This window comes from Arthrobacter bambusae (assembly GCF_022606295.1).
In the GTDB taxonomy this organism is placed as follows: domain Bacteria; phylum Actinomycetota; class Actinomycetes; order Actinomycetales; family Micrococcaceae; genus Arthrobacter; species Arthrobacter bambusae_A.
The window spans coordinates 162,307-187,280 of the sequence record NZ_JAHHZS010000001.1; the positions used below are offsets into that span (position 1 = coordinate 162,307).

At 64.4% G+C, this 24,974-nt stretch carries 24 protein-coding genes and 2 tRNA genes; 18 read left to right on the plus strand and 8 right to left on the minus strand.

Features of this window, described 5'->3' with window-relative positions; genetic code table 11:
- Window positions 1-21 precede the first annotated feature (21 nt).
- From KNN17_RS00740 to KNN17_RS00770, 7 genes are all read left to right on the plus strand, one after another.
- Window positions 22-684, plus strand: a complete 663-nt coding sequence (locus KNN17_RS00740) for an MOSC domain-containing protein (RefSeq protein ID WP_241707053.1) — start codon at window positions 22-24, stop codon at window positions 682-684.
- Between the two features lie 452 nt (window positions 685-1,136).
- Entirely contained in the window at window positions 1,137-3,308 is a 2,172-nt protein-coding gene (locus KNN17_RS00745; RefSeq protein WP_241707054.1) for a DEAD/DEAH box helicase, read from the plus strand.
- Between the two features lie 226 nt (window positions 3,309-3,534).
- Window positions 3,535-3,897, plus strand: coding sequence for a LysM peptidoglycan-binding domain-containing protein (locus KNN17_RS00750; protein ID WP_241707055.1), 363 nt, complete (start codon window positions 3,535-3,537; stop codon window positions 3,895-3,897).
- A gap of 118 nt (window positions 3,898-4,015) precedes the next feature.
- A tRNA-Thr gene (locus KNN17_RS00755) sits at window positions 4,016-4,087 on the plus strand.
- A 62-nt stretch (window positions 4,088-4,149) separates the two neighbouring features.
- Window positions 4,150-4,223, plus strand: a tRNA-Met gene (locus KNN17_RS00760).
- 135 nt (window positions 4,224-4,358) lie between these two features.
- Complete coding sequence (locus KNN17_RS00765) at window positions 4,359-4,790, plus strand: hypothetical protein (protein WP_241707056.1); 432 nt, start codon at window positions 4,359-4,361, stop codon at window positions 4,788-4,790.
- Window positions 4,780-4,959 carry a hypothetical protein gene (locus tag KNN17_RS00770; protein WP_241707057.1) on the plus strand — a complete coding sequence of 60 codons (180 nt, stop codon included), beginning with the start codon at window positions 4,780-4,782 and terminating at the stop codon, window positions 4,957-4,959. Before KNN17_RS00765 ends, KNN17_RS00770 begins: the two co-directional genes overlap by 11 nt.
- Before the next feature lie 1,165 nt (window positions 4,960-6,124).
- Here KNN17_RS00770 and KNN17_RS00775 read toward each other — a convergent pair.
- Complete coding sequence (locus KNN17_RS00775) at window positions 6,125-7,069, minus strand: LysM peptidoglycan-binding domain-containing protein (RefSeq protein ID WP_241707058.1); 945 nt, start codon at window positions 7,067-7,069, stop codon at window positions 6,125-6,127.
- 555 nt (window positions 7,070-7,624) lie between these two features.
- Here KNN17_RS00775 and KNN17_RS00780 point away from each other — a divergent pair.
- Both KNN17_RS00780 and KNN17_RS00785 read left to right on the plus strand, forming a co-directional pair.
- Window positions 7,625-8,281 (plus strand): NAD(P)H-binding protein, encoded by a 657-nt coding sequence (locus tag KNN17_RS00780; RefSeq protein WP_241707059.1) that lies wholly within the window; start codon window positions 7,625-7,627, stop codon window positions 8,279-8,281.
- A gap of 149 nt (window positions 8,282-8,430) precedes the next feature.
- Entirely contained in the window at window positions 8,431-10,002 is a 1,572-nt protein-coding gene (locus KNN17_RS00785; RefSeq protein ID WP_241707060.1) for a Na+/H+ antiporter, read from the plus strand.
- Here the strand turns inward: KNN17_RS00785 and KNN17_RS00790 are convergent.
- Window positions 9,999-11,219: an ROK family transcriptional regulator gene (locus KNN17_RS00790; protein ID WP_241707061.1), complete on the minus strand. Its 1,221-nt coding sequence runs from the start codon at window positions 11,217-11,219 to the stop codon at window positions 9,999-10,001. The two genes, KNN17_RS00785 and KNN17_RS00790, sit on opposite strands and share 4 nt — an antisense overlap.
- A 107-nt stretch (window positions 11,220-11,326) precedes the next feature.
- Here KNN17_RS00790 and KNN17_RS00795 point away from each other — a divergent pair, with 107 nt between their 5' ends.
- The 8 genes from KNN17_RS00795 to KNN17_RS00830 all read left to right on the plus strand — a co-directional run bounded on the left by KNN17_RS00795 (window position 11,327) and on the right by KNN17_RS00830 (window position 19,248).
- Window positions 11,327-13,030, plus strand: coding sequence for a glycoside hydrolase family 13 protein (locus tag KNN17_RS00795; RefSeq protein ID WP_241707062.1), 1,704 nt, complete (start codon window positions 11,327-11,329; stop codon window positions 13,028-13,030).
- Between the two features lie 110 nt (window positions 13,031-13,140).
- Window positions 13,141-14,106 carry an aldo/keto reductase gene (locus tag KNN17_RS00800; RefSeq protein ID WP_241707063.1) on the plus strand — a complete coding sequence of 322 codons (966 nt, stop codon included), beginning with the start codon at window positions 13,141-13,143 and terminating at the stop codon, window positions 14,104-14,106.
- 173 nt (window positions 14,107-14,279) lie between these two features.
- Window positions 14,280-15,143: an HpcH/HpaI aldolase/citrate lyase family protein gene (locus KNN17_RS00805; protein ID WP_241707064.1), complete on the plus strand. Its 864-nt coding sequence runs from the start codon at window positions 14,280-14,282 to the stop codon at window positions 15,141-15,143.
- 284 nt (window positions 15,144-15,427) lie between these two features.
- Window positions 15,428-15,652, plus strand: a complete 225-nt coding sequence (locus tag KNN17_RS00810) for a DUF3188 domain-containing protein (protein ID WP_241707065.1) — start codon at window positions 15,428-15,430, stop codon at window positions 15,650-15,652.
- An 8-nt stretch (window positions 15,653-15,660) separates the two neighbouring features.
- Complete coding sequence (locus tag KNN17_RS00815) at window positions 15,661-17,160, plus strand: FAD-dependent monooxygenase (RefSeq protein ID WP_241707066.1); 1,500 nt, start codon at window positions 15,661-15,663, stop codon at window positions 17,158-17,160.
- Window positions 17,161-17,205: 45 nt separating this feature from the next.
- Window positions 17,206-17,655 carry an FAS1-like dehydratase domain-containing protein gene (locus KNN17_RS00820; protein WP_078108045.1) on the plus strand — a complete coding sequence of 150 codons (450 nt, stop codon included), beginning with the start codon at window positions 17,206-17,208 and terminating at the stop codon, window positions 17,653-17,655.
- Window positions 17,656-17,657: 2 nt separating this feature from the next.
- Entirely contained in the window at window positions 17,658-18,095 is a 438-nt protein-coding gene (locus KNN17_RS00825) for a MaoC family dehydratase (RefSeq protein ID WP_241707067.1), read from the plus strand.
- A gap of 85 nt (window positions 18,096-18,180) precedes the next feature.
- Window positions 18,181-19,248, plus strand: coding sequence for a UDP-N-acetylmuramate dehydrogenase (locus KNN17_RS00830; RefSeq protein ID WP_241707068.1), 1,068 nt, complete (start codon window positions 18,181-18,183; stop codon window positions 19,246-19,248).
- A gap of 32 nt (window positions 19,249-19,280) precedes the next feature.
- On the opposite strand, the gene KNN17_RS00835 is transcribed toward KNN17_RS00830, so the two are convergent.
- Window positions 19,281-19,748 (minus strand): hypothetical protein, encoded by a 468-nt coding sequence (locus KNN17_RS00835; RefSeq protein WP_078108048.1) that lies wholly within the window; start codon window positions 19,746-19,748, stop codon window positions 19,281-19,283.
- 109 nt (window positions 19,749-19,857) lie between these two features.
- Between KNN17_RS00835 and KNN17_RS00840 the strand changes: the two genes are divergently transcribed.
- Entirely contained in the window at window positions 19,858-20,976 is a 1,119-nt protein-coding gene (locus KNN17_RS00840; RefSeq protein ID WP_241707069.1) for a winged helix DNA-binding domain-containing protein, read from the plus strand.
- Window positions 20,977-21,099: 123 nt separating this feature from the next.
- On the opposite strand, the gene asd is transcribed toward KNN17_RS00840, so the two are convergent.
- The 5 genes from asd to KNN17_RS00865 form a co-directional block, all read right to left on the minus strand.
- Window positions 21,100-22,254: an aspartate-semialdehyde dehydrogenase gene (gene asd / locus KNN17_RS00845; RefSeq protein WP_078108050.1), complete on the minus strand. Its 1,155-nt coding sequence runs from the start codon at window positions 22,252-22,254 to the stop codon at window positions 21,100-21,102.
- Between the two features lie 108 nt (window positions 22,255-22,362).
- A complete protein-coding gene (locus KNN17_RS00850) occupies window positions 22,363-22,587 on the minus strand; it encodes an NF038396 family protein (protein WP_241707070.1) in 225 nt (74 codons plus the stop codon).
- Between the two features lie 2 nt (window positions 22,588-22,589).
- Entirely contained in the window at window positions 22,590-23,177 is a 588-nt protein-coding gene (locus KNN17_RS00855; RefSeq protein WP_078108052.1) for a dihydrofolate reductase, read from the minus strand.
- A complete protein-coding gene (locus KNN17_RS00860; RefSeq protein ID WP_308196769.1) occupies window positions 23,174-23,977 on the minus strand; it encodes a thymidylate synthase in 804 nt (267 codons plus the stop codon). Before KNN17_RS00860 ends, KNN17_RS00855 begins: the two co-directional genes overlap by 4 nt.
- A gap of 18 nt (window positions 23,978-23,995) precedes the next feature.
- Window positions 23,996-24,964 (minus strand): NUDIX hydrolase, encoded by a 969-nt coding sequence (locus KNN17_RS00865; protein WP_241707071.1) that lies wholly within the window; start codon window positions 24,962-24,964, stop codon window positions 23,996-23,998.
- Window positions 24,965-24,974 lie beyond the last annotated feature (10 nt).

A 24,974-nucleotide genomic window follows, 5' to 3' on the forward strand; every position in this document is an offset into this window, starting at 1 on the left:
CTGCGTACGTAGACTGTAGTCATGGATACCGCATCGTTGCTTGCCGTTTGCCGGGTATACGAGCTCCTGCCCGATCCCGAAGGGTCTGTGGGAGTGACGGCCATCGACAAGCGCCCGGTCGACGGGCCGGTGAAGGTCCACAAGCTGGGAGTCCACGGGGACATCCAGGCGAGCCGGATCCACCACGGCGGCGAGGACCAAGCCCTCTACGCGTACTCGCAGGCGGACGCCGATTTCTGGGCGAAGGAACTCCAGCGGGACATGCCCGCCGGGATCTTCGGCGAGAACCTCCGCGTTGCCGGAATCGAGACCAGCGGTGCCGTGATCGGCGAACGGTGGAAGATCGGCCTGGACGTCGAGGTCGAGGTCACATCGCCGCGTGTACCGTGTGCGACTTTCCAGCGCCGCATGAATGAACCTCAATGGGTCAAGCGTTTCACGGAGGCAGGGCGGGTCGGCACCTACCTGCGCGTGGTTAAGACCGGCTCCATCTCGGCCGGCGACTACATCCACAAACTGTTCGTGCCGAAGCACGGCATCACGGTGGGGCAGTGGTTCAGCAATCCCAACCTCGATGACATGCAGTTGCTTCTCGACGCTGAGGCGGACGGAGAGATCCTGCTGCAGTCCGACTACCATGACAGCTTCGAAAAGCTCTTGCGCCGCAACGGGGTGGACGCCTGAAAGCGGCCCTTGAGCGGACAACCTGAAGTGCGGTATTAAAGGCGGCCCTGAGGGCGGCTTTGAGGGCGCCGGCGGCGCGTTTGTGCGCAAGCTCACCGCCGCCGTCGGCCGTTATGTCGCCACGGGGCTGATCTGTGCCCTACACTTGAACTATCCCCCACTCCGGAAATCCCTTTTTCCTGCCCAATTCTTGAGGCAGGACTGGTCAGTGTTGGGGCCCGCAAAATGTGTGTGGGCAGTTTCATAGGGAGAGCCGGGCGAAGAAAACGCTGTACAGACTGCTGAGATAGCAGCCAAGAGATGCAGCGGGAAGTCCTGCCATGGGATTGCGACAGCGCCGGACTTCTTGCGAGCACCAGAACCTCCTGGTTCTTTTGCCCGCAACGTGTACTGCGGCCAAGCCCAACCGGGCCGCGCCGACTGGCCCCCTATGGATGAGGAAACTTTCCCCTATGCCCGAAAACCTGAACGACCCGTTCGTCGCCGAGTCTGCTGAAGAAGCAGAGACCGCCGTCGAGATCGCCGAAACCGCACCCGCCGCTGAGTTCATCGAGGCTCCGGCCCCGGTCGAGGCTCCTGTGTTCACTGAGGCACCCGCCGCGGCTCAGGCTGAGGCGCCCGCCAAGGCTGAGGCACCCGCCGACGACGAGGAAGACGGCATCCGCTTCGTCGACCTCGGAATCGACCCCCGCGTCCTTGCAGCCCTGCAGGACGTCGGCTACGAGAAGCCGTCCCCGATCCAGGCAGCAACCATTCCGCTGCTGCTCGAAGGCCGCGACGTCGTGGGCCTCGCCCAGACCGGCACCGGTAAGACTGCAGCTTTCGCAGTACCGGCGCTGTCCCGCCTGGCCGAACTCCACGACCTCAACGGCCCTTCCCGCAAGACCCAGGCACTGGTTCTCGCTCCGACCCGCGAGCTTGCGCTCCAGGTTGCCGAGGCCTTCACCTCGTACGCCAAGCACATCGATGACTTCACGGTCCTCCCGGTTTACGGTGGCTCCGCCTATGGCCCGCAGCTTGCCGGCCTTCGCCGCGGTGCACAGGTTGTTGTCGGTACCCCCGGCCGCGTCATCGACCACATCTCCAAGGGTTCCCTGGACCTGTCCGAGCTGCAGTACCTCGTACTGGACGAAGCCGACGAGATGCTCCGCATGGGCTTCGCCGAGGACGTAGAGCAGATCTTCCAGCAGACCCCCGAAGACCGCCAGGTTGCACTGTTTTCTGCCACCATGCCGAGCCAGATCCGCCGCATGTCCAAGCAGTACCTGAACAACCCGGCTGAGATCTCGGTGAAGTCCAAGACCACCACCGGCGCCAACACACGCCAGCGGTACCTGCAGGTCATGGGCCCGCACAAGCTTGACGCCCTGACCCGCATCCTCGAGGTGGAAGAGTTCGACGGCGTTATCGCCTTCGTGCGCACCAAGATGGCTACCGAGGACCTCGCTGACAAGCTGAAGTCCCGCGGCTTCCAGGCTGCCGCCATCAACGGTGACATTCCGCAGCAGCAGCGCGAACGGACTGTCGACGCACTGAAGGAAGGCCGCATCGACATCCTGGTGGCCACCGACGTCGCGGCCCGTGGCCTTGACGTTGAGCGCATCAGCCACGTGGTCAACTACGACATCCCGCACGACACCGAGTCCTACGTCCACCGCATCGGCCGTACCGGCCGTGCAGGCCGTAGCGGCGACGCCATCCTGTTCATGACGCCGCGGGAGAAGTACCTGCTGCGTTCGATCGAGAAGGCCACCCGCCAGCCGGTTGAGCAGATGCACCTGCCCACCGCCGAGACCGTCAACACCTTGCGCCTTGGCAAGTTCGCGGACAAGATCACGGAGACCCTCGAGTCCGAGGACGTTGCCGCGTTCCGTGACTTGATCTCTTCCTACGAAGAGGAGCACAACGTTCCGGCGTCGGAGATTGCTGCTGCGCTGGCCGTCATGGCACAGGGCGGCCAGCCGCTCCTCGTCAAGGAACTGCCGGCTGCACCGGAATTCCAGAAGCGCGAGCGCTCCAAGGACGGCTTCGGTTCCCGTGGCCCGACCCGCGCCCTGACCGAGGGCAACGCCACGTACCGGATCGCCGTCGGACGCCGTCAGCGCGTCATGCCCGGTTCGATCGTTGGCGCCATTGCCAACGAAGGCGGCATCTCCTCGGCACAGATCGGCGGCATCGACATCCGCTCGGACCACTCCCTGGTGGAGCTTCCGGCGGACCTGAGCCCCGAGCAGCTGCGCGCACTGTCCCGCACCCGGATCGGCGGCGAGCTGATCCACCTTGAGCTGGACAACGGTCGCAAGCCGGCGTCTGACCGCGGCGGCGAGCGTGGCGGTTACTCCGGTGGCAGCCGCGGCGGCGACCGTGGCGGCTACTCCGGTGGAGACCGTGGCGGAAACTTCAAGGGCAACGGTGGCTTCAAGAAGGAGTTCCGTAAGACTGAAGGCGACCGTGGCGGCTACGCCGGCGGCGAGCGTTCTTCCGCTGACCGCGGCGGCCGTTCCTACAGCGAGCGCAGCAGCGCCGGTACCGGAACGGGCAGCTACGCCGACCGGGGCGCACGCAAGCCGCGCACTGGTGGCGACGCTGGCAACCGCGATTTCAACCGCAAGGGTAAGTGGTAAACAGGACTAGTTCCTGGGTTTTTGGCAGAGGCCGGCTTTCGAGCCGGCCTCTGGCTGTTTAACGGCGGTCTGGGTTTAGCGGGGGCACGTGCCGTTCGTGTCTGTACCGTCCTCCCCATGTTTGCCCTCCCGAAGGCGCAGGATTGACCGACCCGCCGTGTCGCAGAAGCATTCCCAAGCCAAACATGGGGAAGACGAGCGGCCCCGGGTGTGGAAAGGTTGGTTCATGGGTTTCCTCGATGGGTTGAAGAAGAACCTCGGCTTCGACAAGGCCGACCACAGGCAGACTGGACGGCCCTCGGAGGCCCCGCAGGAGGCCGCTCAAGCCTCACCGGGGGAGACGGTCCAGACTGCCGTGCCGGAGCCGTCAGCGGAAGCTCTCGTGGTTCCGGACCCCGCAGTGCCCGACGCCGGTGCTCCCGCCGACGGCGGAGGGCAGGTCACCGAGGTCGTAGTGGAAGCAGACGATACCTTGAGTGGCATCGCCTTGCAGTTCGGCGTCGACTTGGATGCCCTGATCGCCGCGAACGCGGATACCGTGCCCAACCCGGACCACATCTACCCTGGACAGGTGCTCCGCCTGCCCTGATTCAGGCCCTTTCCGGCTCAAGAATCCGGCGCGGATGCAAATTGTGTCGGGGCCGTTTTTCCCTGTCCCGCAGCCGATTTGTGGCCTGAGAAATCGTCCGGTAGAGTATTTACTCGTTGCCCCCCTAGCTCAGTGGTAGAGCGCGTTCTTGGTAAGAACGAGGTCACCGGATCGATTCCGGTGGGGGGCTCTGAATGAGGGCCTGTGTCAAGGCGGTTTTTGACCGGCTTGGCGCAGGTTTTTCTCATTCGTGGCGGTGTAGCTCAGTTGGTTAGAGCGCACGACTCATAATCGTGAGGTCGGGAGATCGAGCCTCCCCACCGCTACAAGTTTCAGCAGGCCAGAAGCGTTTCGCTTCTGGCCTGCTGCTGTTTTGAGCCTGCTTCTGGGGCCGTGACCACAAGGGGTTCGTCTTCTGGATGGGCTGTTTTGCGCCCAGGACCAGGGTTTACGCTCTGGTCATGAGATCCCGGAGCAAGGGAAGGAAGCCCCCAATCGAAGTGGTCTTCTCCGTATGGGCGTTCATGGTTGCCTTAGCGGTGATCGACGTCCTCGGCGTTTGGGCCGTCTTCCAGATGGTGTCGGGACCGCCATGGGTTCCGTGGCTCTTTGGATTTGTCCTGCTGCTGCTTTCCGTGATCTGTGCCAGCTTGGTGCAGGCCCTCAAGCACGGCGATCGAAACATGCGCTATTACTTGAGCTTCGCCGTCGTCGTGTGCGGTTTTGGCTTTTCTTGGCCACCGTCATGGAGATGGTTGCTCTTCCTTGTTCCTATTGCCCTCATCGGCCCGCTGTGGCTGCCGCGAGCCCGGCGTTTCTTTGACGATGCCCGCGATGAGTCCTCTTCAAATGCGGGCGGTCCGCGCGGACAGGGCACTGATGATGAAACTTAGAGTCGCCATTATCGGGTTCGCTTTGTTCATTTTGATGGCGATGGCGCTCCTCGCGGCCCTCTTCCCAAACCTCGTGCGGCTTCTCACGGCTGGCATGCCCCTCGTCATGGGCGCCGCGCTGTTGGCTGTGGTTATCCTGGAACGGTCGCGACGACGTCGGAACAAGTAGGCCAGGTGCCCGGCAAAAGACTCCGGTCGCCACCACCCCGCAAGCTGAATCTCCCCCCTGTCCTGACCGCAGCCCGCAAGCCTGCTGGGCACTAGCCGTAAAGATTTCGTAAAGATCCTGCTGAATGGCTGGGAGCACCGCCGAGCTGCCGATAGTTTTTAGAGGGCGCCGCCACTTGGGTGTCCCCCAATCCTCAGGTGGCGGCGCTTCTCGACGATGGCCCGCTCTTACGCGCTTGCGGTGGAGTTACCCGCACCATCGAAACTCTGCTTGCCAGCCATCCACTAGACAGCCGCGAACCATGCAGAATCCTGGCTTCGGGCAGCGCGCAAGTCCCCAGGAGTGGCCGCAGAGAAGGGTTCATGATTAACACTAAATCAGATTTTTCCAGGAGCATTTGGCGCCCGGTCGAACACTCTTAGTTGAATCTTGATCTTTTCTTAGAGTTTCCTTGAGGTTCACCCTGTATTGAGGCCGTTTCGTTTGTGTGGCCATCTCAAGCTACGATCAGGAGGTTGTCCGGACCGAAAGGCATCCCTGCTCGTGGATTTTGGCCGCTTTCTCATTGACCTTGTGGTCTTCGTTGGCATCACAGTCGTGCTGATGTGTTCCTTCCATCTGCTGGTGCTGTGGCACTCGAAGCGGAAGTATGCGAAGCTGTCGTGCCCTGAAAGACAGCCCCAACCAATCCGCAATGCACAACCGGGCGCAGAGCGGTTGATATCTGTTCCTGATCGAGCCTGACCCCCAGTGCGTCCTGTTCTGACGGCGAGTCGGTGATGCGAAAGCTTGGCTCTCCGCTTGCGTCGGACTGGCAACGCGTTTTGCGATCAAACGGCGACTATCCGCGGCGTCCGAAGGCCATGACAATGGCTACCACAGCCGCGACGACCAGTACCGTCGCAACCCAGATCCACTGTTGTCCGTCCAACTTCGCCCCAATCTCAGGTCTTGATTCAGTCTCCCAAAATGGAAGCTATTGAGCGAGGTCTTATCGGGAGATCGAACATCCCCATCACCACAGAAACAGAAGAAGGCCAGGAGCGTTGAGCTCCCGGCCTTCTCATATTCGGGCTGCAGGGTTCCGCAAGCCGCCCGTCCTGACTTCCCGGATCAAAGAGGGTCAGGAAGGGCGCCGTCGCCAGTTGCGCAGAAGGGGCCAGCCCTAGTTCAACGCGATTACCAGCATCTGGTTGGTTCCCGGGATGCACGTCTGGAGTACCGCCCGGGGAAACCCGCCGAATACCGCTGCGACGTTGTTGGTGGTCCCGCCTTGGGGCACCTGGCCGCGGGCTGTCACGGTGTACATGCCGTACCCGGGGATGCTCACCTTCTCGCCGACGCCGATCCCCGAGAATTGTGCCCATCCTCCGCAGAAATCGTGTTCTGTAATGAACAGCGAGTAGGCGTCCGTGGGCGTGAAGTGGATCGGGCCAATGCAACTATCCACAGCGGCCTGGCCACCTGAACCCGCAACGTAGATGGTCCGCACCGCCTGAGCAGGAGCCGGTGCTGGTGCGGGAGCGGCTGCCGGCGCAGGGGCTGCCGGGGCCGCGGCAACCGACGGTCCTGTCAGCTTCAGCACCTGGCCGGGCACGATCACCGAATACGCGCTGAGGCCGTTCGCTGCCAGCATAGCGTTGACGTCGACGCCGAACCTGGCGGCTATCGAGCCGACGGTGTCGCCGCTGACCACCGTGTAGGCGTTCGTGTCCGTCGCGGGATCAGGAGCCGCAGCGGGGGGAGCTGCGACTGCCGGCGCCGCTGCGGGGGCTGAAGGCGCGACGGCGGCTGGCGTCTGTGCGGGCACGGGCACCAGCGTGGCTGCCGGGGCAGCGCTTTCAACCGGCGTCGGATTGGCAGCGGCCGGCGAAGGCAGGGTGAGCCCGGCTCCCGAGCCCAGAAGCGGTGCGATGGCGGAACTGGTGCCTCCTGGCGCCAATATCTGTGAGTAGTTCTGCATCGTCACGGCGGCAACGGCGACGACTGCCACGATTGCCCAAGTGACTATTGATGCCTTGTACCTGGTGAGTGTTCTTACCCCCGCGGATATCAGGGCGAGGACGCTGCCTCCGCTGATCCCGCTGTGCCTGTACTCCTGCTGATACATGTCATATCCCCGTGATTCATCGTTTCTGGGGCAAGTCGGTTGGCTGGCCCTGGAGGTGATGCGCAGGCGCAGGGGACGGCGCTTGTTGAGACCCTTTTGCTTAATTGCGCAGCACTGAGGAAGCCCTCAATTCATCCCACTTCGAATAAATCCATCAACGGGATGTAACCCGGCTATTTGGATAAATCCATCAATGAGATTTATGAATGAGGCATTCCTTTTCCTGCTGCAGGTGATTTGAGTCTAGAAATTCGAAATTAACTCCACACGAGTGGGTGCCACTTGCTTTTATTTCCCGCCATCCACCCAACACTCACAAGGCGTCTCCGGCAGCGAGGGTGTGCCTGAAGTGTCCAGGTCCTCCGGTCTTCGAGCGGAAAATGTGATGGCGATTAAACTAAGTCTGCTTAGTTTTTGAAGGCCCTATTTGTTCGAAGTATTTACGAATTAGTCATTCCTTTCCGCAAATGCGAAGAGGGCTATTTTTCGGGAATTTATCCATCGACTTGGGGAGGGCGCGGCCGAGGTACTTGACCACTGCGACAGAATGGGTCCATGAGTCGAATCGCAATCATCGGCGGCCACGGCAAGGTGGCCTTGCACCTGTCCCGCATCCTGAGCAACGAAGGCCACGCGGTCACTTCCTTCATCCGCAATCCCGAACACGCGCCCGACGTCACGGTGACGGGTGCAGCCCCGGTAATACTCGACGTCGAGAAGTCGACGACGGCGGAGATCGCCTCCGCGCTTGACGGCCACGATGCGGTGGTGTGGTCAGCCGGGGCAGGGGGCGGCAGCCCGCAACGTACGTATGCGGTGGACAGGGACGCCGCCATCCGCTCGATGGATGCCGCGGCGCAATCGGGCGTGGCCCGCTATGTGATGGTGTCCTACTTCGGGGCCGGGCCCAACCACGGCGTTCCCGAAGACAACAGCTTCTATGCCTATGCGGAAGCCAAGGCCGCGGCCGACGAGTACCTGCGTGGGACAGACCTCGACTGGACGATCCTCGGTCCGGGGGCGCTGACCAGCAATCCGGGCTCTGCGCTCATCGAGGTAAGCCCCGCGGACCCGGGCGTGGGGACGGAAACCTCGCGGGCCAATGTCGCCTTGGTGGCTGCCGCCGTCTTGGAACTGCCGGAAACTGTGCGCCGCACCATCGAGTTCAGGGACGGTGCGGTGCCGGTGGTCGAGGCCCTCACGGCGTCTTAGCCGCGCCCAGCCGGGACTATGCCATGCCGGCCACAAAACCGGCCACAAAACCGGCCTCGGGACCGCGCCCAGCCGCGATATGTTGGTAGGGCTAGTCCACGGCATGCGCCCGGGACGCTGCCGCTACGACGTCTGGGGAAATCGGGAACATGGACCAGTTGGCACTCATTGTTGGATTGCTGCTTGCAACGGTCGTGGCCGTGGGCTTGGGGGACCGCTTGCGGCTCCCGTACCCGGTGTTGATGCTGTTGCTGGCTGCAGCGATGACCTTCATCCCGGGGTTCCCGGATTTTGAGCTTGCGCCCGAACTGATCCTGCCGATATTCCTCCCTCCCTTGCTCTTTGCGACCGCGCAGAAGAGCTCCTGGGCGGCGTTCCGGGTCCGATGGCGGACGCTGTTGCTCATGGCTGTCGCCCTTGTTGTAGTCTCCACGGCTGTAGTTGCCGGAGCCGCGTGGCTCATGATTCCCGGGATCGGCATTCCTGCGGCGATCGCGCTGGGGGCCATGGTGGCTCCGCCGGACCCGGTTGCGGTTGAATCCGTCGCCGGCCGCGTCCACATGCCGCGCAGGCTCATCACGGTGCTCCAGAGCGAGGGCTTGTTCAACGACGCTGCAGCCATCGTGATCTTCCAGGCCGCGGTGGCGGCGACGGTTTCCGGCACCAAGCTGGGGGCCGGCGTCGTGCTCCAATTCGTGATCGGTGCGGCACTGGCCGTCATCGTCGGCATCGCGATGGGCTGGTTGACGAGGCTGATCACCAAGCTGGTCACCTCCATGGTGGCCCGAAGCGCCGTGACCCTGGTGATTCCCTTCGCGGCCTACATCCTGGCGGAAGAAGTCCACGCTTCGGGGGTGATCGCCGTCGTCGTGACCGCGCTGGAGACACAGCGGCACGCGCGGTCCCAGGACGCGGCCGAACGTGTCACGCGCACCGCTTTCTGGGATGTGGTGGAACTCCTCGCGACGGGCCTGGCGTTCGGACTTGTGGGGTTGGAGATCCGGCATGTGATCCGGGACGAGGGAGCGGCCGTTTACGGCATGATCGGCCCGGCCGTGGCGGTGTGCGTGCTGGTGTTCGTTGTCCGTTTCGCGTGGCTCGGGCTGTTGGCGATCTCGGCCCGCAAGCGGAAGAACCTGTTGCAGCCGACGTCCCCCAAGGAGGTCCTGATCCTGACTTGGTGTGGCATGCGCGGCCTCGCGACGCTCGCACTCGCCTTGGCCCTCCCGCTCACGATTGCCGATGGGGGCGACTTCCCCGCCCGGCACGAAATTCTGGTCATCGCTTGCGCGGTATTGCTGGCCACTCTGGTGCTGCCGGGGCTGACCCTTCCCTGGCTTATGCGCGTGCTCAAGGCATCCGAAGACGGCTCGCACGAAAAGGATGCCGCGCGGCTCTTGGCCAAGCGCGCCCAGACCGCCGCAATCTCCGCGCTCAAGGAACACGATCTGATGAAGGAATTGCCGGCGGACAAGGTGGCGCTCGTCAAGGAAAAGATGACCCGCCTGCACGCCGAGCTGCTTGACGGGACCTTGAAGAACGAAACAGACGTTGAAAAGCGCCAACGCGGCAGGGAACTGGCGATAGCAGTCCAGACCATCGCCCTCGACGCCGCGCGCCAGGAAGTGGTCGCGGCACGGAGCGAACCGGGGATGGATCCCGAGGTTGCGGACCGGGTGCTGCGCCAGCTCGACCTCCGCACCATGGCGATGCCGGACTAGCTGCCGAAGGTCTTGGGCGGCCGCAACACCAGGTCCAGGGAGTTCTTCTCCACGCGGTCGAGTGCGTGGCGGACTGCGCCGATGCCAACAATCGCGTCGCCCAGCGGCGACGCTGCCAACCGCGGGGGAGTGGCGGTGTAGGCAGCCAGCTTCCGGACGGTCGGCTCAAGAAGGGCCGACGCCGAAGCTGCCACCGCGCCGCCGATCACCACGAGCTCCGGGTTGAGCATGATGGCCACCGTGGAGACTACCCGGGCCAGCCGATCCGAAAGCCGGTCCAGGATGTCCAACGCAACCTTGTCGCCTTCGGCAGCAGCGGCGAAGACGTGCTGTGCCGTGACCTCCTGGCCAGCGGGGGCCGCCGTCCGCAGTGTGGTTTTCGACTTTCCCGCCAGGGCTTCCGCCGCCCACAATCTGGCCAGCGCGGCGAGGCCGTCCGCCGATCCGACTCCGTCCACCATGTCCAGGTAGGCCATCTCGCCAGCGCCGCCGCGGCTGCCATGAAGCAAACGGCCGGATTCCACCAGGCCCGCGCCGAAACGTTCACCGGCAAGGAGGACTGCCAAGTCCTGGATGCCGCTGCCGGCGCCGCGCCAACATTCCCCCAATGCCGCCAAGTTGGCATCGTTCTCCAGCACCACAGCCCATCCGTGCAGATCGTGCAGGGCCTTCTTCAGCCCGACGTCGAACAGGCTCCAGAACGGCTGGCTGACGAGGATGTTTCCGTCGCGGCCCACCGGGGCGGCAAGCCCGACCGTCACCGCGAGGACTTTGTCCGGTGCCACTCCGGCAGCCTCGAGGGCAAGGAGAGCGGTTTCGCTGATAACCCGGATCCGTTCCTCCGCTTCGATCTCCCTGGCGCGAAATGGCCCACTGGACCGTCCGATGGTGTGGCCGCGCAGATCGGCCACCACAACGGTGGTCTTGAGCACGCCGACGTCGATCCCCAAGACGCAGCCGGCGCTTTCGTCGAGCTCGAAGCGTCGTGCGGGGCGGCCCTTTTGGTACGTGCCGAAGTCACGCTGGTTCTCCAGCTCTCGGATCCAGCCCCGGGCCATAAGGTCTTCGCACACGGAAATGGTGGTGGCGCGGGTCAAGCCGGTGGCGTCCATCAGCTCCGAAACAGTCACGGCGTTGGAAGCGCGGATGGCTCCGAGCACGGTGGCCGCGTTGAACCGCCGGAGCATCTGCGGAGTGGCAGTCGCGATATCGGGCATGGCTGTTGACCTTCTGTTGGTATGCGTCACATAATACTAGAGGCACTAAATTTAGATTCTAAATAAACGCCCGTCCATCGCAGCGTCGACACAGAACAGGATTCCCTTTGTCCTCCACCGTCACCATGGCCACCCACTTCGACTCCGAGCGCTCCGAGCGCATGGCCGATCCGAACTGGTGGCGCCAAGCGGCTGTCTACCAGATCTACCCGCGCAGCTTTTCCGACGCGAACGGCGACGGACTGGGCGACATCAAGGGCATTACCGCCAAGGTTCCGTATCTGAAATCCCTCGGCATCGACGCCGTCTGGTTGAGCCCGTTCTACCCGTCGGCCCTGGCTGACGGTGGTTACGACGTCGATGACTACCGCAACGTTGACCCCAAGCTGGGCACCCTTGCAGACTTCGATGAGATGGCGGCCGCCCTGCACGCCGCAGGCATCAAGTTGATCGCGGACATCGTGCCGAACCACTCTTCGGACCGGCACGAGTGGTTCAAGGAGGCGCTGGCTTCACCGAAGGGTTCGGCCGCCCGCGAGCGCTACATTTTCCGCGACGGCCTGGGCGAGAACGGCGAACTGCCCCCGGCGGACTGGGACTCGATTTTCGGCGGCCCGGCCTGGGAACGCATCACGGAACCGGACGGCACCCCGGGCCAGTGGTACATGCACATCTTCACCAAGGAGCAGCCGGACTTCAACTGGGACAACCCCGAGGTCCGCGAGGACTTCCTGAAGACCCTGCGCTTCTGGTCCGATCGTGGCGTGGACGGCTTCCGCATCGACGTCGCCCATGCCCTCACGAAGGACCTGCCGGAGGTTCTGCCGTCGAAGACCGAGCTGCCCAAGGAGGGCGAAAACGCTTTGGGCGCCCACCCGTTCTGGGACCGTGATGAGGTGCATGAGATCTACGCCGAGTGGCGCAAGGTCTTCAATGAGTACAACCCGCCCCGGACGGCCGTCGCCGAAGCATGGGTGCACGCTGACCGCCGCGCCCGCTATGCCAGCCCAGACGGCTTGGGCCAGGCATTCAACTTCGACCTCCTCCAGGCTGATTTCGACGCAGGCCAGTTCCGCGACATCATCACGAAGAACCTCAGCGAAGCCGCTGCCTCCGGTGCTTCTTCCACCTGGGTCTTCTCCAACCACGACGTCGTCCGGCACGCCACCCGCTACGGCTTGCCCGCGGGCGGCGGCCGTGACGGCCTGGGCCAGGACGGCAAGCAGTGGCTGCTCGACGGCGGTTCGGCCGCCGACGTCGACGCCGAGCTCGGCTTGCGCCGCGCCCGCGCCGCGTCGTTGCTGATGTTCGCCCTTCCCGGCTCCGCGTACCTGTACCAGGGCGAAGAACTCGGACTGCAGGAAGTCGGCGACATCGCGGCCGGCCAGCGCCAGGACCCGGCGTTCTTCCGCAACCCGGGCGTCGACGTCGGCCGTGATGGTTGCCGTGTCCCGCTGCCGTGGACCAGCGAGGGTTCGTCGTTCGGCTTCGGCGAGGGACATGCCCACTTGCCGCAGCCTGAATGGTTCGCGGACTACGCGGTGGCGGAGCAGGAGAACGTTCCCGGCTCCACGCTGGAGCTATACCGCAAGGCCCTGGAACTGCGTTCGGAACTGCGGGCGGCCGAGGACCTGGAGTGGATCCCGTCCAGTCACGAGTCGGTGCTCCATTTCGTGCGCCCCAACGGCTGGCAGTCGGTGACGAACTTCGGCACCGAGCCCGTGGCACTTCCGGAAGGCACCGTCGTCGTGAGCAGCGCACCGCTCGAAGGCGGCAAGCTCCCGGCAAACACGACGGCCTGGATCGTCTAGTCCCTCACCCCTGCCCCTATCCCTCACCCAACTAACTCGCAGTTAATGTCGTTTTGAAGGCTGTAAACGACAACAACTGCGGGTTAGTTGCGTTGTGAAAGAGTTGGAAAATGACAGCAAAGAGTGAAACTGCCGCGGGCCGGCTTATTTATGGATGCATGGGCCTCGGAGGTCCTTGGGAGGGCAGCGAATACGGTGCTGCCGAAATCGAGCAGGCCGCGGCCGCGATCGAAGCCGCCATGGGCATCGGGATCACCCTGTTCGACCATGCCGACATCTACCGCAGCGGCAAGGCCGAGGCCGTCTTCGGCGAAGTCCTCGCCCGGACGCCGGGGCTGAGGGAAAAGATCCAGCTCCAGACCAAGTGCGGAATCCGGCTGAGCCAGCCCGGCGTCGATGGACATTATGACCTCAGCAAGGACGCCATCCTGGAGCGGGTCAATGGAAGCCTGGAACGGCTGAGGACCGACTACGTCGACGTGCTTCTGCTCCACCGTCCCGATCCCCTGATGGAACCCGCAGAGGTGGCGTCCGCCGTCGGGCAGCTCATGGCGGAGGGTAAGGTGCGGCAATTGGGCGTGTCCAACATGTCCGGCGCGCAGATCGCCTTCCTGCAGGACCAGCTGGAGGTGCCGATCGTGGCCAACCAGCTGGAAATGAGCCTGCACCGGCGGGCGTGGCTCGAGAGCGGGGTCCTGGTCAACCACGACGACGCCCTCGGCTACAGTTTTCCGCACGGCACTTTGGAACACTGCGTCGGCCAGGGGATTGAACTGCAGGCCTACGGTTCCCTCGCCCAGGGCCGGTACACGGGCTCGACGCCGGTTTTCCCGACTGCCGCGGACACTGCGACTGCCGCTCTGGTCGCCCAGCTCGCGGAAGCAAAGGGCGTCACTCCTGAGTCCGTGTTGTTGGGATGGCTCATGAAGCATCCGGCACGCATTTCCCCGGTGCTGGGCAGTTCCAACCCGGCGCGGATCGCTGCCTGCGCGGATGCTCCCGCCGTTGCCGCAGCAATGACGCGCGCCGAGTGGTATGGCCTGTGGGTGGGTGCGCGGGGCAGCAAGCTCCCCTAAAGCGCGTTAAGCCCAACTGACTCACAGTAGGTGTCGTTATGAGGGCTCATAACGACACCTACTGCGAGTCAGTTGGGCTGGGGCTGGCTGTCACAATCGTTTTGTTCGTATTGATGCTCACACCGGTGCCCGATTCTTAGCGTTCCTGGTGGCTGGCCGGATACGGTAGATACATGACGTCTAGCACCGCCGCCGAGTCCATTCGGTCCACCCGCAACATTCCCGCCGAGATTGCCCGCTCCTGGCTCCTTGTGAACGCCATGAAGACGGAGCTTTTCGACCAGTCGGCCTCGTCGCGCGCGGACGCCATCATCCTTGACATTGAAGACGCCGTGGACCCATCGCAGAAGGACATTGCCCGCGACAACGTCATCAACTGGCTGACCGCCGGCGGCCAGGCCTGGGTCCGCATCAACGACGCCACCAGCCCGTTCTGGGCCGATGACCTCGCCGGCCTCCGTGGCACGCCAGGTCTCTTGGGAGTCATGCTCGCCAAGACTGAGTCCGCGGACCAGGTCACCGAGTCCTTCCACCGCATGGACGGCAAGACCCCGGTCATCCCGCTCGTGGAGTCGGCCCTCGGCATCGAGGAAGCCAACCACATCGCCCGCGCACAGGGTGCCTTCCGCCTCGCCTTCGGTTCGGGCGACTTCCGCCGGGACACGGGCATGGCCGCCACGCCTGAGGCAATGGCGTACCCGCGTGCCAAGCTCGTCGTCGCCAGTCGCGTGGGCAACCTTCCGGGTCCCATCGACGGCCCCACCGTCGGCACCAACCACCCGATCCTGCGCGAGCAGACCGGGATCACTGTGACCATGGGCATGACCGGCAAGCTCTGCCTGGCCATTGACCAGACCACGGTCATCAACGAAGTCATCAGCCCGACGCCGTCCGACGTCGCCTGGGCCACGGACTTCATGAACGACTTCGAAGCCAACGGCAGGGTCATCCGCGACGGCTCCGACCTTCCGCGCCTCGGCCGCGCCGAAAAGATCATGAAGCTCGCGGTAGCCTTCGGGGTCCAGCCCTCTCTGTAAGCGCACCCACCGACGCTCTCTCACCTAAGTCCGGCTTTTTCAGGACGCCCGCTCACGTATGAGGGAAATACCCGAACCCTCCTGCAGATGATCTGAGCGGGCGTTGGCTGGAAAGCTGTCATAGGTGAGCGGGCGTTGGTGGATTGGCGGCCATAGGTGAGCGGGCGTTGGCTGGAGTCGGACGCTCGCTCGCTCATATCGGGTTTTGACGCCACGCTCGCTCACTTGCGTCGGTTCCCGCCCTGTGGAACCCGCGGTTTCGGCAAGTGTCCTAAACTTGGGTGGTGCTGAACGAATTCTGGGCCACGGCCTCAATCGCCTACAAAACGCTGGTTTTCGGCGCGATGGGGCTTATCGCCGTCGGGATCATCCTGACGATCATTGGCAACGCCTCCCATAACCAGGGCCTTGCTCTGACGTCCTTGTTCGTGATCGGGCTCGGCCTGGTCCTGCATGTCGTGGGCATGGTGGTCCGCGGACAGCAGGTCCGCAAGAGCTTGAAGAAGTAGCCCGCGGAATGACCCAGCACGCGGTGGTGATCGCCGGAGCAGGCCCCACAGGGCTGATGCTCGCGGGCGAACTGGCGTTGGCCGGCGTCGACGTAGCGATTGTCGAGCGGCGCGCAAACCAGGAGCTCGCCGGCTCACGTGCAGGCGGTTTGCACTCGCGAACCATCGAGGTCCTCGATCAGCGCGGAATTGCCGATCGCTTCTTGTCCGAAGGACAGGTCGCCCAGGTTGCGGGGTTCGGCGGCGTCCGTTTCGACCTCAGCGACTTTCCTACCCGGCACAACTACGGGCTCGGCCTGTGGCAGAACCACATCGAGCGCATCCTGGCCGGGTGGGTCGCCGAGCTGGCGGTGCCGATCTACTACGGGCGCGAGGTGACCGGTTTCGCGCAGGACGGGACCGGCGTCGACGTCGGGCTGTCCGCCGGCGAGCCGCTGCGCGCGGAATACCTCGTCGGGTGCGACGGCGGCCGCAGCCTGGTCCGTAAGGCCGCCGGCATCGAGTTCCCGGGGTGGGATCCGACCACCAGCGCCCTGATCGCCCAGGTCGAAATGGCCGAGCAGCCGCCATTGGGCGTCCACACCAACGCCTTTGGCATCCACTCGTTCGGCAAGCTCGACTACAAGATCCACGACGGCAAGATCGTTTACGCGGAGGGTGGACCCGTCGGGGTCATGGTGACCGAAGAGCACGTCGGGGCCGCGAACGAGCCGACCCTCCAGGACCTGAGCGCGGCGCTCATCGCCGTATGCGGGACGGACTACGGGGCCCACAGTCCCATCTGGATCTCCCGTTTCACCGATATGACCCGGCAGGCCGCGAACTACCGCGACGAACGGGTCCTCCTCGCCGGCGACGCGGCACACGTGCATGCCCCCGACGGCGGACAGGGCCTCAACACCGGCGTGCAGGATGCCGTGAACCTGGGATGGAAGCTGGCGCAGGTGGTCAAGGGGACATCGCCGGAAAGCCTCCTCGACAGCTACCACGCCGAGCGCCACCCAGTGGCCGCCCGCGTGCTGCGCAACACGATGGCGAGTGTCGCGCTCCGCCGCCAGGACGAACGCACGAAGGCCGTGGGCGAGGTCGTGGCCGAGCTCCTCGGCATGGAGGAGCCGCGCCAGCGCTTCGCGGCGATGCAGTCCGGCCTCGATGTACACTACGACGTCGGCCAGGGGCACCCGTTGCTCGGACGCCGCATGCCCGATCTCGACCTCGCCACCCCAGTCGGCCCGCTGCGTGTCTTCAGCCTGCTGCACAGTGCCCAGCCGGTGCTCCTCAACCTTGGCGAGCCCGGCAGCATCGACATCACGCCGTGGGCGGACCGCGTTCAGTTGATCGACGCCACCTACCCCGGGACTTGGGAGCTTCCCGCAATCGGGGCAGTCCCCGCCCCCGTTGCCGTGTTGATCCGGCCCGACGGATATGTGGCCTGGGTCGGAGAAGGCTCCCAACTGGGCCTCGCCGACGCCCTCACCAGATGGTTCGGACCGCCTGCCACGGAGTAGCCGTCCGGCTCTTCTTACCGGCTCAGGGGCCGATAGGGTTGGATCATGACTATTAACCCGGATTTGCAGGGCCGCAGCTACCCTGCCTCAGAGGTGTACGACGTCGGCCGCGAAAAGATCCGGGAGTTCGCCCGGGCCGTGAAGGCCACCCACCCCGCCCACTTCGACGTCGAAGCCGCCAAAGCGCTTGGCCACAGCGACCTCGTCGCCCCGCCGACCTTCGCCATCATCGTCGCCCAGCGGGCGGATGCCCAGCTGATCGAGGACCCCGATTCAGGGATCGACTTCAGCCGCGTGGTGCACGCCGACCAGCGCTTCACGCACCACCGCGCGATCGTTGCCGGGGATCAGTTGCGGGCCGAACTGCACGTCGACGGCGTCCGCGCCATGGGCGGTGGGGCCATGATCACGACGCGTTCGGAAATCACAACGTTGGACGGCGAAAAGGTCGCCACCACCACGTCGTCCATCCTGGTCCGCGGAGAGGGACAGTAGCCATGAGCTTGAAACTTGAAGAACTCACCGTCGGGCAGGAAATCGGCACCCGCAGCATCGAGGTCACGCGCCAGGACCTGGTCAAGTACGCGGGCGCGTCGGGCGACTTCAATCCGATCCACTGGAACGAATCCTTCGCCACCGGCGTCGAGCTTCCCGGAGTCATCGCCCACGGCATGTTCACCATGGGCTCTGCCGTGCAGTTGGTGAGCGACTGGGCCGGCGACCCTGCCGCCGTCGTCGACTACCAGACGCGCTTCACCAAGCCCGTGCTGGTCGCCGACACCACCGGTACCAGCGAGCCCGGCGCCGTGATCGAGGTTGCCGGAGTGGTGGGAGCGCTCGACGCCGAGGCCCGCACCGCGCGCATCGACTTGATCGTCACCTTCGGCGGCCAGAAGGTCCTCATGAAGTCCCAAGCCGTTGTGAAACTTGCGTAAGTAATCAGCTCGCGCGCCGGGGCGCGCGCCTGACCGGCGCGCCCCGGGGTCGGCTGGCACAACGAATCCCAGCTAGGCTTGTTTGGTGACCCAGACGATGCTTTCCGAACTGACCACGGCCGCCGTTGGTGGCCCTGCCGGCGCCTTTGTGGAGGCCCGCACCGAGGCGGAAATCATCGACGCCGTCCGCTCGGCGGATGCTGCGGGCGAGAAACTGCTCATTATCGGCGGGGGATCCAACCTGCTGGTTTCCGACGCCGGATACCCGGGCACTGTGCTGAAGATCGCTTCGCAGGGCTTCACCGTCAACTCGGAAGACAGCTGCGGAGGCGTTTCCGTGGTGGTCCAGGCAGGGCACAACTGGGACGCCCTTGTGGGGCACTCGGTGCTGCACGCGTGGTCCGGGCTGGAAGCCCTCTCCGGCATCCCGGGTGCCACGGGCGCCACTCCTGTGCAGAATGTTGGCGCTTATGGTGCCGACGTGTCCCAGACCATCGCCGCCGTGCGCACCTGGGACCGCGAACGCAACGCCGTGCAAACCTTCACCAACTCGGAGCTCAAGTTCGGCTACCGGGATTCCATCCTCAAACAGACCACCACCGAGGGCTCGCCACGTTACGTCGTGCTGACGGTTGAATTCCAGCTGCCGCTCGGACGCATGAGTGCGCCCATCCGGTACGCGGAGTTGGCCCGGTCCCTCGGGGTCGAGGCCGGGAAGCGCGCGTATTCCAACGACGTCCGGCGCGAAGTCCTGCGGCTGCGCGCCTCCAAGGGCATGGTCCTCGACGCTTCGGACAGGGATACGTACTCCACGGGTTCCTTCTTCACCAACCCGATTGTTCCGGCCACCGCAGCTGCCTCGCTGCCCGAGGGAGCGCCGCAGTACCCCGCCGGGAACGACGGCCTCGTGAAGCTGTCCGCAGCCTGGCTGATCGACCAGGCCGGCTTCGAAAAGGGCTTCGGACTCGATCCCGCGGGCGTGTCCGGCGGGCGGGCCTCGCTGTCCACGAAACACACCCTCGCCATCACCAACCGCGGAGGGGCGAGCGCGGAGGATCTTGTGGCCATCGCGCGCGAGGTGCGCCGCGGCGTCGTCGAGCGCTTTGGCATCGAACTGCACCCGGAGCCGCTACTGATCGGTTTGGCCCTGTAGGAGCCTGCGTAGGTCCCTGCGAGGAACGCGCTTCAGCGCTTTCCGGTCGGATGGACCTTGTTGAGCAAGAGGAACGTCAGTCCGCAGCTCGCGGCCCCCAAGAGGAAGATCTGGCTGAACGCCATGCTCTGGGGCGACGGACCGCCCGGGGAAATCCAGCCTGCCGCCGCAAAGCCGGCCACGCCCAGGAGCATGACAATCGCGGCGAGCAGGAAACTGCGCACTTGATCGTTCGCGCCAGTGAACCCGGATTCGGGATCGTCAACGCGCCGATCGGACGATGGCTGGCTCGCGGCTGCAAGGCCCAGGAGCAGGGCGGCCGCGCCTGTGGCGGCAAGTCCAACCTCCTGGACAGTCTGCATCGACGGGGATAACCGGACCCCCGCACCAACAGCTATGGCCAAGCCGCAGACAAGCCCGACGGCGGCAGCGCACCAACCAGCGGCTGCTAACCGCCGGCTGAGCGGCCGCAGCAGCGGACCTAACTCACCGAACAGCATTCCCCTAGCGTAGGAGTGCCCGCTGGACGGCCCCTGTGAGCGGCATGGGAGTTCCTCCTGCGAGCAATTGAGGACTGAAGCTGTCCGCCATGCGTCCTACGATGGGGCCATGGCAGCTTCGGCGAGGATCAGCGTCACCCCCGGAGTCATGGGCAGGATGCGGCTCGCGAGCCAAGGATTGCTTGGGGGTTTCGGCAGCCCGGAGGAATGCGTCTCCCGGATGGGTGCCATGCAGGCCCAAGACCTTGCCTCGGCGTTCTGGGCCGTGGGGGAGAGGGTCCCCGGTTCCGGACTATCCAAGGTGTTGGAAGCGCTGGAGAGCGGCACAGTGGTCCGGTCCTGGCCTATGCGAGGCACGCTGCACCTGGTTCCGCCGCAGGACTTGCGCTGGATCCTCGCCATCACCACAGAGCGATCCATGCGTTCTGTTGCCGCACGGCACCGGGAACTCGGCATCGACGAGACGGACGTCGCGACGTGCCGGGACCTGGCCCTCGAACGCGTCTGCGGCAGTCCTGGCGCCACGCGCGAGGAGCTTTTCAAGATCTTCGAATCCGCTGGCCAAATGACGTCGGCCCAACGCGGCATCCATTTGCTCTGGATTCTGTGCCAGAACGCCTGGCTGGTGCAAGGTCCTCCGGCGGGCACGGCAGGCAAAGCCCTGGGACAGCAACTGTTCGTCGCCTTCGATGAGTGGATTCCGGAATCCCGGCGCCTCGACCGTGGAGAAGGAATTGCCGAATTCCTGCTCAGGTATATTCGCAGCCACGGACCGGCCACACTCGCGGACTTCGCGTGGTGGAGCCAGATTCCCAAAGCCGAAGTCCGGGCAGCCCACGAGGCCATCCGCGGCCAACTCGTTGAGCTCGTCTTCCGGGAAACGTCCTATTGGCTGTCGCCCGAGACGGCGGCACTGCTCGACGACGGCGTTCCCGGCTCGCGTACGGTCCTCGCCTTGCCTGGATTCGATGAATTCCTGCTCGGGTATAAGGACCGCAGCCTTGTCCTGCCCCCTGGGCATTTCCAGAAAGTCGTTCCTGGGGGCAACGGGGTCTTCAAGCGGATGATTGTGTCAGGCGCCGAAGTGGTGGGCACCTGGTCCCGCAGCGGCACCGGCCGGAGCGCCGTCGTCGTGCCTGAACCGTTCGCTGCGGAAGGCCTGGCCCCTGCGGCCAAACGATCCTTCGAACTCCAGGCGGCGAAGTACCTGCGGTTCATGGAGAGCTGACGGCACCCAACTCATCCCCACCGCCACCCTCGCCTCGCAAGTCCCCGCGGGCCCCCGCAGTTGATGTCGTTATGAGCGTTCAAAACGACATCAACTACGGGTTAGTTGAATAAGGCAGGACGCCTAGAGGGTGCCGGTAGCGATCTTCAGCATGCGGCGCAGCGGTTCGGCGGCGCCCCAGAGGAGCTGGTCGCCCACGGTGAACGCGCTGATGTATTCAGGACCCATCTCGAGCTTGCGGATACGGCCCACGGGGATCTCCAAGGTGCCGGAGGCAGCCACCGGGGTGAGGTCGGCCATGGAGGCTTCCTTCGTGTTGGGCACAACCTTGGCCCACTCGTTGTCGGCGTCCAGGAGCTTTTCGATTTCGGCGACGGACAGGTCCTCGCGCAGCTTGAGCGTCAGTGCCTGGGAGTGGGAGCGCATGGCGCCGATACGGACGCAGAGCCCGTCCATGACCACATGGTCCTTGCCCGGCTTTCCGTTGCCGGTGCCGAGGATCTTGTTGGTTTCCACCCCGGCCTTCCACTCTTCCTTGGACTGGCCATTGCCGAGGTCGGCGTCGATCCACGGTATCAGGGAGCCTGCAAGCGGCACGCCGAACTGGGTGGCGTCGACGCCGGTGCGCTGGGTGGCCAGGACCTTGCGGTCGATTTCCAGGATCGCGGAGGCGGGATCGTCCAGTTCGCTGCTGACTTCGTTGTTGAGGGTGCCGAACTGGTTGAGCAGTTCGCGCATGTGGCGGGCACCGCCGCCCGACGCCGCCTGGTAGGTCATGGAGGTGCCCCACTCGACCAGGTTGTTCTTGAACAGGCCGCCGAGTCCCATGAGCATGCAGGAAACCGTGCAGTTGCCGCCGATGTAGTCCTTCACGCCGCCGGACAGGCCGGCGTCGATGACGTCGCGGTTGATGGGGTCCAGCACGATGATGGAGTCGTCGTTCATGCGCAGCGTGGACGCGGCGTCGATCCAGAGCCCGGCCCAGCCCCGGCTGCGAAGCTCGCCGTGGACCTGCTTTGTGTAGTCGCCGCCCTGGGCTGTGACAATAATCGGCAGCTTGGCAAGAGTCTCAATGTCGAACGCGTTCTCGAGCTTGCCTGCGGCACCTTCTGCTGTACCAGCGAAAGACGGCGCGGCACCTCCCGCGTTCGAGGTGGAGAAAAATACCGGGTTGATGTTGGCGAAGTCGCCCTCTTCCTGCATGCGCTGCATCAGGACGGAGCCGACCATGCCACGCCAACCGACCAGTCCAACGGACGGATTAGCTGCTGTAGTCATTGAACCAGTCTAGACTTTCGCGGCTCCCGGCCGCTGTCGGTTACGTCACGACCCAACTGACTGGCAATAGGTGTCGTTATGAGCCCTCTAAACGACATCTAATGCGAGCTACTTGAGTGAGGCGTCGGGTTCTTCCAGCAGGGCCGCCTTTCGGGCACGCAGGGCGTAGAACGCGCCGAAAGCGAAAACCTGGGTTACCACTATCAGGACGATGATCCCCAGGATCTTGTTGCCGCCCAGGATCATGGTGAGCCCGACGATCGCGGACAAGAGCGCGAAGAGCGGCAACAGCATGTAGCCGAGCACGAACAGGGTCTCAGGTTTCTTCAGCATTCTCAGTCTTCCGTCCGGCGCCATGTGGCGATCCGGTAGTTGGTGCCGTTCTTGGCGGTCAGCCAGCCCTCAGCCGGTTGCGTCGCCTCAAGATTCCAAGCCTCACCGAACTCCGGCGCGAAGGTGTCGCCGTCGATGTCGGAATCGATGACCGTAACGACGGCGACATTCGCGATGTCCATGGACTGCCGGTAAATTTCGCCTCCGCCGATGATCCAGACATTCTGGCCGCCCGGTGCGAACTGGGACTCGAGGAGTGCGGCATCAAGTGAGGAGACGACGACGGCGCCACGTGCTTCGGGCGAGTCCGCCCAGCCGTGTTGCCGGGTCACCACGATGTTGGTGCGGCCGGGCAGAGGACGGTACTTTGCGGGGAAAGACTCCCACGTCTTCCGGCCCATGATGACCGGGTGCCCTGTGGTCAGCCGGCTGAAGTGCTGCAAATCTTCGGGAACGTGCCATGGCATGGTCCCGTCCTTGCCGATCACTCCGCTGCCGGTCTGTGCCCACACCAGGCCGATTCCGGTGAGCGTTTCCGCGCCCTCACCGGAGGAAGGGGACTCCGCGGCAGGAGTTTCGTGGTTGCTCATATCGCCACGGGCGCTTTGATGGAGGGGTGGTGGCGGTAGCCGACTACTTCGAAGTCCTCGAAGGTGTAGTCGAAGATCGAGTCCGGCTTGCGGGCGAAGCGCAATTGCGGGTACTCGTACGGCTCCCGGGAGAGCTGTTCGGTGACTTGTTCAACGTGGTTGTCGTAAACGTGGACGTCTCCGCCGGTCCAGACGAAATCGCCGGGCTCAAGGCCCAGTTGCTGGGCCACCATGCAGGTCAGCAACGCGTAGGAGGCGATGTTGAACGGAACACCCAGGAACATGTCGGCCGAACGCTGGTACAACTGGCAGGACAGCTTGCCGTCGGCAACGTAGAACTGGAAGAACGCGTGGCACGGCGGCAAGGCCATGTCCTTGATCTCGGACACGTTCCAGGCCGAAACGATGTGCCGGCGCGAATCCGGGTTGGCGGCCAGGCCCTTCATGAGTTCAGCGATCTGGTCGATGTGGCCGCCGTCGGGAGCCGGCCAGCTCCGCCACTGCACGCCGTACACCGGGCCGAGTTCGCCGTCGGCGTCTGCCCACTCATCCCAGATGGTGACGCCCTGCTCCTGGAGCCACTTCACGTTCGACTCGCCGCGGAGGAACCACAAGAGCTCCAGGGCCAGTGATTTGAAGTGCACCCGCTTGGTGGTGATGAGCGGGAAACCCTGGCTCAAATCGAAGCGCAGCTGGCGGCCGAAAACGCTCCGAGTGCCAGTGCCCGTGCGGTCCGACTTGTGCGTGCCGTTGGCCATGACGTCGCGCAGGAGGTCTTCATATGGGGTTGGGATGCTCACGCACCCAGCTTACTGGAGTCAGTCGTCGAAGGGCTTGATCTGTTCCACGGCCACTACGCGCTGACCGTTTCCGCGGGCCACGTGGCACACGATGATCTCGCCGGGGGCCAGGTACGGGTCCTGGGCCGGAAGCGCCTCGTGAAGCTCCGGACCCATGCGTTCTCCGAGCGTCTTCAAGACGGTGGGGAGCGCCGGCCGGTGGGTGCACAACGCCACCGCACGCTGCTTGTCGAACAAACCCTCGACGACGGCGGACGTCTTCTTCGGGCTCCGCTGGTGGTTGTGCTCCGTCAGGGCCTCGACAAGTTTCACTTTGGCTCCGGCTGACTTGGCGTACGGCGCGATGGTGGATACGCACCTGGCCCACGGACTGCTCACGATCCGCAGAGGCTTCCATACGCCCAGAAGCCGCTCCACGGCCAACGCCTGCCGCTGACCCGTCACGGCCAGCGGCCGGCTGCCCTCGGCCTTGGTCCAGGAGGACCGCGGCTTTGCCTTGGCATGGCGCACCAGAATCAGGGGCCACGTCTCCAGCTCACCATTAAGGTGGGCCTTCGCCAGCGCCTGGAGGGGACCCACGTCCGTCGGGTTGCTCAAAAAACGTGCCGCCTTGTCCGGCGCGGCCCACATGTAGGCGTCCACTTCCTCGCCGTCCGGCTTGATGATGGACCCGTTGACCTGCGTCGCCCAGTAGTGCACCACCTTCAGCCCGGCAGACACATGGTAATGCGTCGGAGGAAGGGGGATCCCGAGGGCTGCCTTGAGGCCGATTTCTTCCCTGATCTCGCGGACAGCGCACTCGGGGATGGTTTCCCCGGCGTCGAGCTTGCCCTTGGGCCAGGACCAGTCGTCGTACTTGGGCCGGTGAATCAGCAGGACCTCAAGGGCGCCCTTGGTGACGCGCCAGGGAATGGCGCCGGCCGCCGTGACGGCGATCGGCTCCCCGGGATGGTCCGTCTGGTCTGCAACAGGTGTATCGCTGTTCAACTTTTCGCTG

What these genes read in the sequence shown, in the direction of transcription:
- KNN17_RS00765 (WP_241707056.1), top strand. Translation starts at nt 4,359, where the DNA reads ATGAGATCCCGGAGCAAGGGAAGGAAGCCCCCAATCGAAGTGGTCTTC.
- asd (WP_078108050.1), bottom strand. Translation starts at nt 22,254, where the DNA reads ATGACTACAGCAGCTAATCCGTCCGTTGGACTGGTCGGTTGGCGTGGC.
- KNN17_RS00825 (WP_241707067.1), top strand. Translation starts at nt 17,658, where the DNA reads ATGAGCTTGAAACTTGAAGAACTCACCGTCGGGCAGGAAATCGGCACC.
- KNN17_RS00745 (WP_241707054.1), top strand. Translation starts at nt 1,137, where the DNA reads ATGCCCGAAAACCTGAACGACCCGTTCGTCGCCGAGTCTGCTGAAGAA.
- KNN17_RS00855 (WP_078108052.1), bottom strand. Translation starts at nt 23,177, where the DNA reads ATGAGCAACCACGAAACTCCTGCCGCGGAGTCCCCTTCCTCCGGTGAG.
- KNN17_RS00815 (WP_241707066.1), top strand. Translation starts at nt 15,661, where the DNA reads ATGACCCAGCACGCGGTGGTGATCGCCGGAGCAGGCCCCACAGGGCTG.
- KNN17_RS00780 (WP_241707059.1), top strand. Translation starts at nt 7,625, where the DNA reads ATGAGTCGAATCGCAATCATCGGCGGCCACGGCAAGGTGGCCTTGCAC.
- KNN17_RS00770 (WP_241707057.1), top strand. Translation starts at nt 4,780, where the DNA reads ATGAAACTTAGAGTCGCCATTATCGGGTTCGCTTTGTTCATTTTGATG.
- KNN17_RS00850 (WP_241707070.1), bottom strand. Translation starts at nt 22,587, where the DNA reads ATGCTGAAGAAACCTGAGACCCTGTTCGTGCTCGGCTACATGCTGTTG.
- KNN17_RS00790 (WP_241707061.1), bottom strand. Translation starts at nt 11,219, where the DNA reads ATGCCCGATATCGCGACTGCCACTCCGCAGATGCTCCGGCGGTTCAAC.
- KNN17_RS00785 (WP_241707060.1), top strand. Translation starts at nt 8,431, where the DNA reads ATGGACCAGTTGGCACTCATTGTTGGATTGCTGCTTGCAACGGTCGTG.
- KNN17_RS00835 (WP_078108048.1), bottom strand. Translation starts at nt 19,748, where the DNA reads ATGCTGTTCGGTGAGTTAGGTCCGCTGCTGCGGCCGCTCAGCCGGCGG.
- KNN17_RS00740 (WP_241707053.1), top strand. Translation starts at nt 22, where the DNA reads ATGGATACCGCATCGTTGCTTGCCGTTTGCCGGGTATACGAGCTCCTG.
- KNN17_RS00775 (WP_241707058.1), bottom strand. Translation starts at nt 7,069, where the DNA reads ATGTATCAGCAGGAGTACAGGCACAGCGGGATCAGCGGAGGCAGCGTC.
- KNN17_RS00800 (WP_241707063.1), top strand. Translation starts at nt 13,141, where the DNA reads ATGACAGCAAAGAGTGAAACTGCCGCGGGCCGGCTTATTTATGGATGC.
- KNN17_RS00805 (WP_241707064.1), top strand. Translation starts at nt 14,280, where the DNA reads ATGACGTCTAGCACCGCCGCCGAGTCCATTCGGTCCACCCGCAACATT.
- KNN17_RS00820 (WP_078108045.1), top strand. Translation starts at nt 17,206, where the DNA reads ATGACTATTAACCCGGATTTGCAGGGCCGCAGCTACCCTGCCTCAGAG.
- KNN17_RS00750 (WP_241707055.1), top strand. Translation starts at nt 3,535, where the DNA reads ATGGGTTTCCTCGATGGGTTGAAGAAGAACCTCGGCTTCGACAAGGCC.
- KNN17_RS00840 (WP_241707069.1), top strand. Translation starts at nt 19,858, where the DNA reads ATGGCAGCTTCGGCGAGGATCAGCGTCACCCCCGGAGTCATGGGCAGG.